Here is a 14,146-nt window from a genome sequence, read left to right on the forward strand (position 1 = left end):
TTGGTATGACACTTTAGTTATTAATATGAATTGTGCCGCTTTTTAAAGTTTTAAAGTGTTTTTGAATCTCTTCTTCCGTTCCGTAAACTGCAACTGCTCCATCCTGTAATATTAGAATTTTATCAACAACGGATAATACGGATGGTCTATGTGAAATTACAAGAACTGCTATTCCTTTAAGTTTTGCTTGTTTTAAGGCACTTGCAAGGGCGACTTCACCTGCCTCATCTAAATTAGCATTAGGCTCATCTAAAATGATGAGTTTTGGATTGCCGTAAAAAGCTCTAGCAAGCCCGATACGTTGTCTTTGACCACCTGATAGATTAGAGCCGGCAGGACCGATATCAGAATCATAACCGTCAGGGAATCTTAATATCATTTCATGAGCTCCGGCTATTTTAGCTGCTTCAATAACTTTTTGCGGATCGGCATCTTCTTCCATTCTAGCTATATTTTGTTTAATACTACCGCTAAAAAGTTCTATTCCTTGAGGAAGATAGCCAACATGTCTACCGAAATCTTCTCTATTCCAACGATAAATTTCAGCACTATCTAAACGTACGGAACCTGATGATTCTTTCCATACCCCGACTATGATTTTAGCTAAAGTTGATTTTCCTGTAGCCGAAGGACCGATAATTGCTAAAACTTCGCCCGGCTGTACTGCAAAACTAACGCCTTTTAAGATATATTTCGGTACGGGAGGTTGTGGTAAATGTTTCGGTATAGGATGAGCATAATAAATATTTTCAACAGTAAGATGACCATCAACGTTCGGAATTGGCATTGCTTCATCTCTAGAAGAATAAGTGTTAAATAAATTATTAATGTTTTTGTATGATTTAATAGTACCGCTCATACTTTTCCATAAATCAATAGCATTATCGAAAGGAGCAAGAGCTCTACCGACTATGATAGAACTCATAATCATATTACCGGGAGTCATATCTGCACTGTGAGATTTTACAACAATGTAAGCACCGACTCCGGTAACAGCCATTTGCATTATGTTACGGATAAACCTTGAAAAGTTAGAAATAACACCGTTACGATAGCTAGCAACTGATTGTTTATCAAGTGCTAATATGTTAAATTTATGCCAATTTTTTGTAACATTCTTCATCATTCCCATTGCTTCAATTGTTTCTGCATTTCTGTTTGCAATATCGGCTTGTGTCATACCTTTTATCGAAAATTCGTTAGCTTCACCAAGCGTTTTATTAGTAGCGGCAGCGTTAAAGAAAGCGGTTGAAACTATGATAACTGCACCAAAAACGGTAATAAGACCGATATATGGATGAATTGAGAAAATAACGGCAATATAGATAAGGCTCCAAGGGGCATCGAATAAAGTATTAATTCCGGTACTTGTTAGGAATGTTTTAACGGCTTGAAAATCACGTAATAATTGGCTAGAACCCATATTTGCTCGTGTTGCGGCTGCAGAAATTGAAGAAGCAAAAATTACGGGAGCTACTGTTCTATCAAGCCATTCTCCTACCTTTATAAGTGTAAAAGAACGAGCAATTTGTAATAATCCGTAAACAAAATAGATATATGCGATTATTATTGATAAAAATAATAATGTGTGTAGATTACCGCTTCCAAGGACTCTATCAAGAACTTGTAGTGAGTAAAGAGGAGTAATTAACATTAGTAAGTTAATTACAAAAGCAAACCAAAAAACTATCCAAAAAGCTGTTCTACATTCGCCTAATGCTATTACTAGCGGGTTTTTTTTATTTAGATTATTATTGTTATTATCCATATTAGTTATATTATAAATAATTATTAATTAGTTCTTCAGCAATTTGGACGCTGTTTAAAGCTGCTCCTTTACGTAAATTATCACATGTAATCCATAGATTTATCGTGTTATCTCTACTTACGTCATTTCTAATGCGGGAGACATATACGGCATCTTCGCCTACCACTTCAACGGGCGAGATATAAGCAAGGTCATTATTATTAGAAATTGTAACAATTCCATCTGCGTCTTGTAATATTTCTTCAGCGATGTTAGCGTCCATTTTGTCGTTAAATTCTATGTTAACCGATATAGAATGACCGATAAATACCGGTACTCGCACGGAAGTAACACTAGCTTTAAAGTGATTGCCCATAATTTTGTTTAGTTCAAAAGCAATTTTTGCTTCTTCACTTGTATAGCCGTCTTTATTTAAATCACCTATATGAGGAAAAAGATTAAATGCAATCTGTTTTGGAAATTTCTTAGGATCATTCTCTCCAAAAACATATTTAGATTTTGTTTGGTCGTAGAGTTCGTCCATTCCTGCTTTACCTGCTCCTGATACTGATTGATAAGTAGATATCACTACTCTTTTAATCTTTATTTCATTATCTAGCGGTTTTAATGCTACTGCAAGCGGAATTACTATACAGTTAGGGTTAGCTACGATATTTTTAGTATTAAACTCTGTAAGTGTTGATAAATTAACCTCAGGTACAATTAACGGTACTTGATTGTCAACTCTAAAAAGTGAGGATTTGTCGATAACTACACAACTACTAGCAGTAGCTTTAGGTACAAATTCTTTTGAAACTTCTGAACCGGCACAAAAAAAAGCAATATCGATATCATCAAAATTTAAATTAGTTAAACTACTGATTTTCAGTATTTTTTCTCCATAACTTATTTCTCGTCCGATAGAGTTATCTGAAGCTATAGCATAAATTTTATTAACAGGAAAATTACGTTCAGCTAGAATATTTAGAGTTTCACGCCCTACATTTCCTGTAGCTCCAATTACTGCAATATTGTATTTTTTAGTCATTTATTTATTAATCCGATGAGTTTTTCGCCTCCGATAATATGGAAGTGAAAATGAAAAATAGTTTGTCCCGATTTTTCGCCTTTATTAGTTATTAAACGATAACCGTCTTTATCTAAACCTGCTTCATTCGCTATATCGGAAATTTTAGCAAAAAAATGTTTTATTTCGTCTATTTGAGCTTTAGAGATAAAATCCGCATAATCTATATATTCGTTTTTAGGTATAACGATAATATGTACAGGTGCTACGGGTGCTATATCTTTAAATGCTAAAATTTGTTCGTCTTCATAAATTATTTTTGCCGGAAGATTTTTATCTATAATTTTTGCAAAAACATTTTCTTTATTATACATCATTTTATTCCTGTTATAAGGTGACTTGAGAAACACACTCGATGTCATTCCCGCATGGACCGGTAAAATCCACTGTGTCACCCCGTGGCTTGACCACGGGGTCCAGTTAAAAATACTAATAATATTAGTATTTTTATTTCTTTTCTGGATCCCGCGATCAAGTCGCGGGATGACAATAGAAAACCGGTCTACGCAACAATGCCACGCGGGAATGACATTAAGGAAATTTTTCTATTCATTAAACAAGCATACTACGTGCTAAAAATTTCAATTCAGCTTCAATGCTAGAGTTGGCAATTATTATATCTTCTAGTCGGTAATTATTTCTTTTTAAATAATTTTCTCTAATATCTGAAGCAAAGAAGCCGAAGCCTAATATTAAGACTATCTTAAATATAAACTTTAACTCTTCAATATTAATCGCCGTAACGATTATATTCGCTATTACGGCAATAGCAACAACTAACCACATTTTATGGTATAATGCCCAAAATATACTTAAAAGAGCAGCTATCCATGAAAAGCCTTCTTCAATAACAATAAAATTATTATTTTTTTGTGTGGAGTTAATGTATATTGCGTATATATTCATTATTTAAGCTTAAGCCTTGAAAATTCAAGGGACAATAATTAGTTAAACCTGATTAGTCAAGTATACTCTGCTGCTTTCAAGAATTGCTCTTTGTTATCTTCATGGATTCACGTACTCACTTATTAAGTATAAGCTGTGTGCGTTCACCATTTGATAACAAATTCAATTCTTGAAATCATTTGAGTATATACTAAGATAGAACTTCAAAAATTGGTGACAATGTTCTACAAGAGCTGCGGTACGAACTATATTAAGTAACGGCTTTCGTTCCGAGGACTTTGAACTCCTAGCTCTTTTTGAAGCTGTGTCGAATAACTCTTCATTTTATTTAGGAGTAATTCAATACTATATAGTACCTAATTAACAACTTAATATCAATAAATTTTATATTATGTCAGATAATTTAGCCTTACACGGCACAACAATACTTTGTTTAAAAAAGAACGAAGAAATAATTATAGCAGCAGATGGACAAGTCTCGCATGGTAATACCGTACTAAAATCTACAGCACGAAAACTTCGGACTATAGCAAATAATAAAATTATTGCCGGTTTTGCGGGTTCTACGGCTGACGGTCTTGCGTTATTTGAAAAACTTGAAGTAAAGATAGAGCAACATAAGCATAATCTACTTAGAAGTGCAGTTGAGCTTGCAAAAGATTGGCGTAGCGATAAATATTTGAGACGTTTAGAAGCAATGATGATTGTTGCCGATCGTAATCATATATTAATTTTAACCGGTAACGGTGATGTCGTAGAGCCTGAAAATAATGTTGCGGCAATAGGTTCAGGCGGTTTATTTGCACTATCTGCCGCTCGTGCTTTAATGTCTTACGAGAACAATTTAACTGCTGAAGAAATTGCTTTAAAATCTATGAATATAGCTGCAGATTTGTGTGTATTTTCTAATCATAATATTATAATGGAAAAAGTTGTATGAAAGCTACTAAAACTACTTATAAAAAAGACCCTATGGGGCTTACCCCTTCTCAAATAGTTAATGAACTTAATAGATTTATCGTAGGTCAAGAAAAGGCCAAAAAAGCTGTTGCTATTGCACTTAGAAATCGCTGTCGTCGTAAAAGAGTAGAAGGTAATTTACGTAATGAAATAGTACCGAAAAATATTTTAATGATCGGTTCAACCGGGGTCGGGAAAACGGAAATAGCAAGACGCCTTGCAAAGCTTACTAATTCTCCTTTCTATAAAATTGAAGCAACTAAATTTACCGAAGTCGGATATGTAGGGCGTGATGTAGAATCAATAATTCGTGATTTGGTCGAAATAGCCGTTAATACTGAAAAAACTTTAGCAAAAACGGAAGTAGATATTAATGCACGTGAAAAAGCGATAGAGAGAATATTAGATAGTTTAGTAGGTAAAACTTCTAGTAGTGAGACTAGAGAAAAGTTCAAAGAAAAAATTTTAAACGGCGAACTTGATGATACGGAAATCGAAATTAGCGTAGCTGATACTACACCTGTCGGTGGTGGAAGTTTTGAAGTACCGGGCATGCCGGGAGCATCTATGGGCGTTCTTAATCTTGGCGATATGATTGGACGAGCCCTTGGTAGCAGTAAGACTAAAACAAAAAAAATGCTAGTTAAAGATGCTATGGTTATTATTATACCTGAGGAATCAGAAAAATTAATAGACCAAGAAAAAATTATTCAGCAAGCTATAAATTTAGCCGAAAATGATGGGATAGTTTTTATTGACGAAATTGATAAAATAGCTTCGACCGGTAGTTCCGGAGCAAAAAATGCTGAAATAAGTAGAGAGGGAGTGCAAAGAGATTTGCTACCTTTGATAGAAGGAACAACTGTTAATACTAAATATGGACCGGTTAAAACCGATCATATATTATTTATTGCTTCAGGTGCTTTCCATATTGCTAAACCTTCTGATTTATTACCGGAGTTACAAGGAAGATTACCGATTAGAGTGGAATTAAATTCACTCACCAAAGATGATATGATTAAAATATTGCTTGAGCCTGAAACTAGTTTAATAAAGCAATATTCGGCACTAATAGGTACTGAAGACGTGCATCTTGAATTTGCTGCTTCTGCTATTGAGAAGATAGCTGATTATGCGATCACCGTTAATTTAGAAGTCGAAGATATAGGGGCTAGAAGGCTGCATACTATACTTGAGAATCTGCTTGAGGATATAAGCTTTGAAGCTAGCGAAATGAAAGGCAAAAAAATAACTATCGATGATAAATTCGTAGAAAATCAATTATCAAAAATAATAACTAATCTTGACTTAGCTAAGTTTGTTCTATAGTATGCTTTTTCGATTTTTGGTTGAGATAGGATTGTTGTGCGTCTCTTTTCTCTGTCACCCCGTGGCTTGACCACGGGGGCCAGCTTAAAATTAAATTGTTTTTTGGATCCCGTGGTCAAGCCACGGGATGACACCTAGTGCGTTTTCTGATCCATGCAATAACATCTAACAACCTCACAAAATAGCATTTGAAGAAAAATTTCATGATAATTCATATAGCAAGTCTAACGTTTAATGGAATTGATATTATTGATGTTGACGTGCAGGTACAAATATCACCGGGTATCCCTGCTTTTACTATAGTAGGGCTTGCCGATAAAACTATAGCTGAATCAAAAGAACGAGTTAAAGCAGCGTTATCTTCTATAGGGCTTGCATTACCTACTAAAAAAATTTTAATAAATTTAGCTCCGGCAGATTTAGTAAAAGAGGGAAGCCATTTCGATCTTGCGATTGTCTGTTCGATACTTACCGCAATGAATATTTTACCTGAACTTGAAATTGCGGAATATTTAATAATAGGAGAGTTATCATTAGACGGTTCAATCTTACCGGTAAGCGGAGCTCTACCTGCAGTGATTGGGGCTTCTGCTAGAGGTAAAGGACTTATTTGTTCAAGTAAAAATAGTTCAGAAGTTGCTTGGTCGGGTAATGATAATATACTTGTTGCAGGTAATTTAATTGAACTAGTAAATCATTTTAAAGGTTCACAAGTTTTAACTCCTCCGGAAGCTAAATTGCAAGATGAGCCAATAAATTATCCCGATTTTAAAGATATAAAAGGTCAAAAAATTGCTAAACGAGCTTTAGAAATTGCAGCATCAGGAGGGCATAACCTTTTAATGTTCGGTCCTCCCGGAACTGGTAAATCAAGGCTTGCTGCTTGTCTTCCCAGTATACTACCTAAAATGTCTACAAAAGAAATTTTAGAATGCAGCACGATTACAAGTATCGCTGGAAAATTTTCAGACGGTAAGCTTACAAAAGTAAGGCCATTCAGAACTCCGCATCATTCATGCTCGCTTGCTGCTATGGTCGGTGGGGGTGTGGGAAAAAAAGTAAAGCCGGGTGAAATTACGCTTGCTCATAACGGCGTATTATTTTTAGACGAATTACCTGAATTCCCACATAATGTTATTGATTCCTTAAGACAACCTATTGAAAATGGTGAAATATTGATTTCAAGATCAAGTACTCATATAAAATATCCAGCGAATTTTCAGTTAATAGCAGCTATGAATCCTTGTAAATGCGGTTATTTGGGTGATCCTTATAAAGAATGTATGAAAGCCCCCAAATGTGCTAGCGATTATCAAATGAAAGTTTCAGGACCTATTATGGATAGATTTGATTTGCATATAGAGGTATCAAATATTAATATTTATAATTATGATTTGATTGCAGATAACTCTGAGGAAGAATCTGAGTATATAGCTGCAATAGTCGAGAAAGTGTGTGTGATTCAAGAAAAGAGATATGAGGGTTATAATATTAAAACAAATAACAGATTAGACGGGCAGTTGCTAATAGATTACGCTATGCCGGGGGATGAAGGCAGAGATTTACTTAATGAAGAAGCAAATAAATTTCGTTTATCAATGCGTGCTTATAACCGAATACTCCGAGTAGCACGTACGATTGCCGATCTTGAGAATGAAAGTAAGGTCTTGAAAATTCATATTGCTGAAGCTTTAAGCTACCGTAAAATGGAATTTAATAATATGTAATTAGATAAAGAGGTTGCTGTATGGTTGCCTATGTCATTCCCATGTTGCATTGTTGCGTGGATCGAAAAATCCGTTCGGTGTCATACCGTGGCTTGACCACGGTATCCAAAAAACAATAAAAATACTAATAATTTTAGTATTTTTGACTGGATCCCGCGATCAAGTCGCGGGATGACAGAGGTGAAATTGATCCACGCAACAAGGTCTACGCGGGAATAACATAAACGAGCCACGCAACAATGCTTTCTCGCAATGACAAAAAAAATCAATTAATATTTAAATATGACAAAAATTTACTTTATAGCCGGTGAGGTATCAGGCGATTTTATCGGTGGTCGTATAATTCAGCATTTAAAAAACAATACAGGAATATACTCCTGTGAAATGAAGAGTAGTTATAAGAAGTTCAGCCGAGGAGTGGAGCATATATTAAACGTTCAGCATTCGAGGACTTATAAAGATGACGTAGCCAATTTTGGGGATTCAACGAGTATAAAGTTTGTCGGTGTTGGCGGTAAATGTATGGAGGAAGCCGGTAGCTTTAAAAGCTTATTTCCTATTACTTCCATAAATTTAATGGGTTTTGTAGAAATTTTGCCTCATATTTTTAAGCTTAAAAAATTAATTGATAAAACTGTGGAGGATATAATAAATAGTAAAGCCGATTTATTAATCACCATAGATTCACCGGGGTTTACTTATCGTGTGGCAAAGCGAGTAAGAAAACTTTTACCAAAGCTGAAAATGATTCATATCGTTGCACCGTCAGTTTGGGCATATAAAGAGGGTAGGGCAGTAAAATACGCTAAAATTTATGATTGTTTATTTGCTTTACTACCGTTTGAACCTCCATATTTTACTAAAGTCGGTCTTGACTGTAGATATATAGGTCATCCGATTATGGAGCAGGAGTTTTATAGTGATAAAATAGCTTTACGTGAAGAGTTTAAAATAGACGAGAATGAGAGAGTTTTATGTGTTACTCTTGGAAGCAGAAAAGGAGAGATTCTAAGGCATTTACCGGTTTTTATTTCTTCTATTGAAGAAATATTCAAGAGTTGTAATAATCTTAAAGTTATATTTACTCTTGCAAATCCTGCTCATGAGGCAATAATAAAGCCGTTTTTAGAAGATGTTAAGTTTAATTATTTATTTTCAAGTGAAAGACTTAAAACTTATGCTGTTGCGGATGCAGCTTTAGCAAAATCCGGTACTAATACTTTAGAGATAGCAGCTTCCGGTACTCCTATGATTGTGGCTTATAAAGTTAATCTTATAAGCTTTTTTATTATCAGGCTATTGATAAAAATAAAATATGTTACGTTGATAAATATTATAGCAGGTAGCGAAATAATTCCGGAATTTATCCAATTTAATTGCCGAGCTAGTCTTATGAGTAATAAGCTTCAAGAGTTATTATTTAATTCTAAAAAAGCGTATGAGCAGGTAATAGAAAGCCAAAAAATTTTGCAGCAATTAGGATTTAAATCAAAACGATTACAGCTAAAATCAGAAAGCTTTAGACACGATGAATTTAAAGGTACGCTAGCTAAGCGTACAAAAGTACGTGAGCACAGGCTTAGCTTAGAAAATTCGCTTGTATCAAGTGATCGAGACGATGCTATACCTTCTTATATAGCTGCAGAAATTATTAAACAGGAGTTTTTAGAACCTAAAATAAAGTTGTTAAAAGAGAAAGATTAGTACTTGAACCGGTGGTCCACAACATTTTCTGAATTATAATAAACATTAATATTAATATAATAACAAAATATATTTCCATATTTTTTCTTATAGTATTAATTTGTTTCATTAAAATTTCTAAATCATTGGAAATTTTTTTGTATTCCTCATTGTTGTCAGAACGCATTGTTGTCAAGAAACCGGATAAGTTTCCTAACTTATTTTGTAAAGCTTTTAACCTTTCAGTATGTTCTTCGTGTTTTAGATCGGTATTGTGATCTTGTATCATAATATATAATGCCCATTATAAGATCAGTATTAACGCCGGTATAGTAATATGAACTATGAATAAAGATTTATATTTTTCGTTTGTAATAAAAATTCTAACTTTTCATTTTACAGGAGTATACTATTGTTATAGTAATTGGTTTACGTTATTAATTTGTTGCGTGTTAGTCATCTAATTTTAATATTTTAATTACCAAATATTAAAACTATTGATTTATTTAGCAAAAACTATATAATTTAAATTCAGCAAATAATTAACTTCAATCAAGCTTTAAGTTAATTTTACTATATGTTATTTCAAATGTCAAGAAAAAAACCATATTTCGTGGTAATTTTTTATCAATATTTCTAAGTCTTATAAAAATAATAGTTATTATGTTAAAAAACCTATTAAAAACTAAACTTTTTTTAGTTATAGTATCTCTAACTATATTTATTACTTTGCTAAATTTTAGTATATTTTATATTTTTGTGCCGGGTAATCTTACTCAAAATAAAACGATAATTATTGAACCTAAATTATCCGTAAATCAAATAGTTACAAAACTTTATTCTAATGAAGTAATCAAATATCCGAGAATTTTTAAGGTAATTGCTAAAATTTATTCTATAAAAAGACCTCTTAAAAACGGTGAATATGTGTTTACTCGTAATATATCGCCTCTGCAAACTTTAAGAATATTAGCAAGCGGTAAATCTATAATACATAAGATAATTGTCCCGGAAGGTACGGTAGTTAGTGAGATTATAAAAAAAATTAATGAAGAAAATCGTTTATTTGGAGAAATAAAAGGGATAATACCGGAAGGGTTTTTAATGCCGTCAACGTATTTTTTCTCTTATGGAGATCAAAAAGAGCAGATAATCGATCAAATGAGAAATTTAATGTCTGCTAATTTAGATAAGGTAATGCAAAATCTTTCACCGGATTCTCCGTTAAAAACTAGACTTGAAGTATTAACTCTAGCTTCGATAATTGAAAAAGAAGCCGGCTCAAATGCAGAAAAGCCTATTATAGCAGCAGTATTCATTAATCGTTTAAAGAAAAATATGAAGCTACAAGCCGATCCGACTACTATATATGCTTTGACTGAAGGAAAATTTAAATTAGTAAGAGCTTTAACAAAAAAAGATTTATTGCAAGAACTGCCGTATAATACTTATTATATAAAAGGTTTACCGCCCGGTCCGATTTCTTGTCCGTCGTTAAAATCTTTAGAAGCAGTGGTAAAACCCTCTAAAACGGATGCATTATTTTTTGTGGTTGACGGTAAAGGCGGACATAATTTTTCTAACAATCTTAATGATCATAATAGATTTGTTGAAACTTATCGAAAAAGTTTGATTAAAGTACCTGAGCCGGAAATTGACCCTGAAACACCATCTACTCGATGAACTTCAAAAATTGGCTACGTTGTCTTATAAGATCTGCGGTACTCACGTATTAAGTATACGCTGCGTTCCTCGCCTTATAGACTCCTTGCTCTTTTTGAAGTTGATCTTCGTATATTTTTATCCATTTAACGGATGTTATCATGAATAATACAGAATTTAGTAAAATAGCCGAAACAACAATTGCATATATAGCCGACAAGATAGAAGAGCAAGATAAAGAAGCAAGTATAGACGTGGATTTACAAGGTGATATATTAAATCTTGATACTGATAAGGGTATATATGTAATAAATAAACAAAGTGCCGCCAAAGAAATTTGGTTATCGTCACCGGTTAGCGGTCCTTATCATTTTTTTTATGAACAAGGAAAATGGAAAAATAGAGCAGAATTTGAGCTGATGGATATTTTAACTAAAGAGCTTAGGATTGAATTTAATAACATATGAAAGATTTTGAAACTGCCGATAGTGCCGCAAAAATCTATGATTTAATAATAAAAAATGCCCCTGATGATGTATCTATATTTATTGATGTTGACGATACTATTATTGCTCCTAAATCAAAAACTTTTAAGAAGCCGCCTTATAATAAAATGATTGATAGAATTAAGGAAAATAAAAGTAATTATGATAATTATGAAGAAATTGTCAGTAATTGACGGCTTCAGCGAAAAGTAATATTAATTGATGAAGAGTGGGTAGAAGTTATAAACAAGCTCAAGGCAGAGTTTCCTGTTTTATGCTCTTACACAAATGAATACGGGAGAGTTCGGCAATATTCTTTCGATGCAAGATTGGCGATATAAAGAATTAAAGAGTCTAGGTATAGAATTTTCAGATAATGAAGAATTAGCAGCGTGTAATTCAGGACAAAAGGATGATGCTATTTGTTATAAAGGGATATTTATAACAGGTAATCATTCAAAGAGCGGTACTTTATCAAAATTTTCTGAAGAACTAAATGCTAGTTTTATTGTATTTATTGATGACCGTGAAAAGCATGTTGAAGATGTAAGAGATTATTGTAAAAAGAATAATATTGGATTTTTAGGTATTTTATTTGACGGGCTTAAACATTTAATGGGAGAACCTGATCCAAAACTCGCCGCATTTCAAGAATCATATTTAATAGAAAACGCTAAATGGCTTGAAGATGATGAAGCTTATAAATTAATGGTAGAAAGTAATAATTAAATAGAATACATGCCTACATAGATATCGTCATTGTGAGCAGCTATTGTTGCGTGGAGCGGTAAACCTACTCGATGTCATTCCTGCGAAAGCAGGAATCTAGAAAAAATAGTCTTAATACTGACAAAATAAACCTAAAAAAATAAATTTTTCATAGATTTTACTGGATTCCCGCTTTCGCGGGAATGACATAAAACGATCTATGTAACAACGTTGGTCAAGCCACGGGATGACAGAGGCGAAACTGCTCCATGCAACAATGCCACGCAGGAATGGAATCGAGAGTCGTACAACAATCTAAATAATCTCTAAAATCCATGAGTTTTGAAAATGTACTTTCTAAAAAATTTTTTGATAATATTCATAATTCTAATTCCAAATCTAGTATTAGCAAATACTTATCGGCAGGTAAATTACAAAATAACACCTTTGTCTAACATGCCTGTTTCAGTTATTAAAGTTGAAACGGAAATAATAGGCGATATGAGCGGTGAAGTTATTTTAGATTTACCCTATGCTTGGGCAAGCGGTTCATACTATCAGCAAATCAAAAATGTTAAGCTAGAATATCCAATTGGAAAGTTGCAGTTTAGAAATCAAGACTCGAATGAAGTTATTTTAAATACGGGAAAAATCAATATTATTCGTTTAAGCTACGAAATATATCAAAAAACCGGTAATCCTTGCGATGTCCACGAAGCAATAATTAGACAAAATTTAATTCATTCACCGGGTTATGGGCTTTTTGCTACTCCCGGCGATTTAAATGGAAATGACATAGTAGAGTTTAATATTGAATGGAATAATATTCCTGATAGCTGGAAAACAATATCAGATTATGGTCTTGGTAAAAGCGTGAAATTTAAAGTTACGCCGATTGAATTATATAGTGCCGTTTATGCAGCGGGTGATTTACGTATTTACAAAATTGTCGATCAAAAAAATCCTGTATATCTTTCTCTGCATGGTCAGTTTGATCTTAAAGATGAAGAAATAGCTTCTTATATAAATAAAATTATCAAGGGACAAAGAGCATTTTTCCATGATAATGATTTTCCTTATTATCTAATAAGCTTAATCGAGGGGAATCAACCTAGACATATGGGCGGAACGGGCTTAACTCATAGTTTTACCGCGTTTATTCCTCAAGGTGTGGATAAACGGGATTATATAACGTTGCTTGCTCATGAACATCTGCATAATTGGATAGGTAAGAAAATACGTAATAATTTAGAAGACGAAGCACTAAATTATTGGTGGAGTGAGGGGTTTACCGATTATTATTCACGTGTTTTAGCTTTGCGTGCCGAAGTTATAACGCTTGAAGAGTTTGTAGAAGCATTTAACCAATTCTTTCAGGATTATTATTTATCACCTGTAATAAATGAACCTAATAATTTAATCAAAACAGATTATTGGAAAGATTATACAGTAGAGAAATTACCGTATTATCGTGGGTTTGTTTTTGCACTTTATTTGGATAATCTCATTAAAGAGAATAATAGGAGTAAATCGCTGGATAATGTTATGCTTGATTTGTTTAAAACCTCAAAAGAACAAGAATTTTCAAGCGATTATTTTAAAAAAATAGTTAAAGATTATGTTCCAAAAGGTATAGATAAAGAGATAAACGAATATATAGAACAAGGTAAAACTATAGATTTAGCTGATGTTGCTAAAGTGCTGCCGATTGAGAAAATAAAAATGGGGGCATATTCGTGGTTTTGATAAAGATGCTTTAATAAATAATTATACAATAAAAAATATTGATGAAAATAGTAACGCTTATAAATCCGGACTTAGAAACGGGGACATAGTTATAAAATATGATTTT

17 protein-coding genes are annotated in these 14,146 nt (G+C 33.2%); 12 read left to right on the top strand and 5 right to left on the bottom strand.

The window, feature by feature from the left end; genetic code table 11:
* Positions 1-13: 13 nt before the first annotated feature.
* Genes AC5587_RS02915 through AC5587_RS02925 form a run of 3 tightly spaced genes read right to left on the bottom strand, consistent with a single transcriptional unit; the run spans position 14 to position 3,148 of the window.
* Positions 14-1,768 carry a type I secretion system permease/ATPase gene (locus AC5587_RS02915; protein ID WP_499162798.1) on the bottom strand — a complete coding sequence of 585 codons (1,755 nt, stop codon included), beginning with the start codon at positions 1,766-1,768 and terminating at the stop codon, positions 14-16.
* Between the two features lie 10 nt (positions 1,769-1,778).
* Entirely contained in the window at positions 1,779-2,795 is a 1,017-nt protein-coding gene (gene asd, locus AC5587_RS02920) for an aspartate-semialdehyde dehydrogenase (protein WP_499162799.1), read from the bottom strand.
* Positions 2,792-3,148 (bottom strand): HIT domain-containing protein, encoded by a 357-nt coding sequence (locus AC5587_RS02925; protein ID WP_039594921.1) that lies wholly within the window; start codon positions 3,146-3,148, stop codon positions 2,792-2,794. Before AC5587_RS02925 ends, asd begins: the two co-directional genes overlap by 4 nt.
* Before the next feature lie 25 nt (positions 3,149-3,173).
* On the opposite strand from AC5587_RS02925, the gene AC5587_RS02930 reads away from it, so the two are divergent.
* Positions 3,174-3,410 carry a hypothetical protein gene (locus AC5587_RS02930; RefSeq protein WP_410527106.1) on the top strand — a complete coding sequence of 79 codons (237 nt, stop codon included), beginning with the start codon at positions 3,174-3,176 and terminating at the stop codon, positions 3,408-3,410.
* On the opposite strand, the gene AC5587_RS02935 is transcribed toward AC5587_RS02930, so the two are convergent.
* The gene (locus tag AC5587_RS02935; protein ID WP_485440896.1) at positions 3,387-3,740 is read right to left on the bottom strand and encodes a DUF2628 domain-containing protein; all 354 of its coding nucleotides are present in this window, start codon (positions 3,738-3,740) and stop codon (positions 3,387-3,389) included. The genes AC5587_RS02930 and AC5587_RS02935 overlap by 24 nt on opposite strands.
* 391 nt (positions 3,741-4,131) lie before the next feature.
* On the opposite strand from AC5587_RS02935, the gene hslV reads away from it, so the two are divergent.
* From hslV to lpxB, 6 genes are all read left to right on the top strand, one after another.
* Positions 4,132-4,680 (top strand): ATP-dependent protease subunit HslV, encoded by a 549-nt coding sequence (hslV, locus tag AC5587_RS02940; RefSeq protein ID WP_410527104.1) that lies wholly within the window; start codon positions 4,132-4,134, stop codon positions 4,678-4,680.
* Positions 4,677-6,029, top strand: coding sequence for an ATP-dependent protease ATPase subunit HslU (gene hslU, locus AC5587_RS02945; protein ID WP_499162800.1), 1,353 nt, complete (start codon positions 4,677-4,679; stop codon positions 6,027-6,029). The genes hslV and hslU overlap by 4 nt, the downstream gene beginning before the upstream one ends.
* 36 nt (positions 6,030-6,065) lie before the next feature.
* Positions 6,066-6,167 (top strand): palindromic element RPE4 domain-containing protein, encoded by a 102-nt coding sequence (locus tag AC5587_RS02950; RefSeq protein WP_499162801.1) that lies wholly within the window; start codon positions 6,066-6,068, stop codon positions 6,165-6,167.
* Positions 6,168-6,232: 65 nt separating this feature from the next.
* Positions 6,233-7,756, top strand: coding sequence for a YifB family Mg chelatase-like AAA ATPase (locus AC5587_RS02955; RefSeq protein ID WP_499162802.1), 1,524 nt, complete (start codon positions 6,233-6,235; stop codon positions 7,754-7,756).
* A gap of 49 nt (positions 7,757-7,805) precedes the next feature.
* Positions 7,806-7,931 carry a hypothetical protein gene (locus AC5587_RS02960; RefSeq protein ID WP_499163053.1) on the top strand — a complete coding sequence of 42 codons (126 nt, stop codon included), beginning with the start codon at positions 7,806-7,808 and terminating at the stop codon, positions 7,929-7,931.
* A 107-nt stretch (positions 7,932-8,038) separates the two neighbouring features.
* Positions 8,039-9,460 (top strand): lipid-A-disaccharide synthase, encoded by a 1,422-nt coding sequence (gene lpxB, locus AC5587_RS02965; protein ID WP_499162803.1) that lies wholly within the window; start codon positions 8,039-8,041, stop codon positions 9,458-9,460.
* Here lpxB and AC5587_RS02970 read toward each other — a convergent pair.
* Positions 9,429-9,728: a hypothetical protein gene (locus tag AC5587_RS02970; RefSeq protein WP_032139557.1), complete on the bottom strand. Its 300-nt coding sequence runs from the start codon at positions 9,726-9,728 to the stop codon at positions 9,429-9,431. The genes lpxB and AC5587_RS02970 overlap by 32 nt on opposite strands.
* A 374-nt stretch (positions 9,729-10,102) precedes the next feature.
* Here AC5587_RS02970 and mltG point away from each other — a divergent pair, with 374 nt between their 5' ends.
* The 5 genes from mltG to AC5587_RS02995 all read left to right on the top strand — a co-directional run bounded on the left by mltG (position 10,103) and on the right by AC5587_RS02995 (position 14,040).
* On the top strand, positions 10,103-11,122 hold the full coding sequence (gene mltG / locus AC5587_RS02975; RefSeq protein ID WP_499162804.1) for an endolytic transglycosylase MltG: 1,020 nt from the start codon (positions 10,103-10,105) through the stop codon (positions 11,120-11,122).
* A 140-nt stretch (positions 11,123-11,262) separates the two neighbouring features.
* The gene (gene cyaY, locus AC5587_RS02980; protein WP_410527096.1) at positions 11,263-11,568 is read left to right on the top strand and encodes an iron donor protein CyaY; all 306 of its coding nucleotides are present in this window, start codon (positions 11,263-11,265) and stop codon (positions 11,566-11,568) included.
* Positions 11,565-11,780 (top strand): hypothetical protein, encoded by a 216-nt coding sequence (locus AC5587_RS02985; protein WP_499162805.1) that lies wholly within the window; start codon positions 11,565-11,567, stop codon positions 11,778-11,780. Before cyaY ends, AC5587_RS02985 begins: the two co-directional genes overlap by 4 nt.
* A 94-nt stretch (positions 11,781-11,874) precedes the next feature.
* Positions 11,875-12,315, top strand: a complete 441-nt coding sequence (locus AC5587_RS02990) for a DUF2608 domain-containing protein (RefSeq protein WP_499162806.1) — start codon at positions 11,875-11,877, stop codon at positions 12,313-12,315.
* Positions 12,316-12,750: 435 nt separating this feature from the next.
* Positions 12,751-14,040: a M61 family metallopeptidase gene (locus tag AC5587_RS02995; protein ID WP_499162807.1), complete on the top strand. Its 1,290-nt coding sequence runs from the start codon at positions 12,751-12,753 to the stop codon at positions 14,038-14,040.
* Positions 14,041-14,146 lie beyond the last annotated feature (106 nt).

The sequence above is a fragment of the Rickettsia endosymbiont of Hedychridium roseum genome (genome assembly GCF_964028255.1).
Taxonomy (GTDB): Bacteria; Pseudomonadota; Alphaproteobacteria; order Rickettsiales; family Rickettsiaceae; genus Rickettsia; species Rickettsia asembonensis.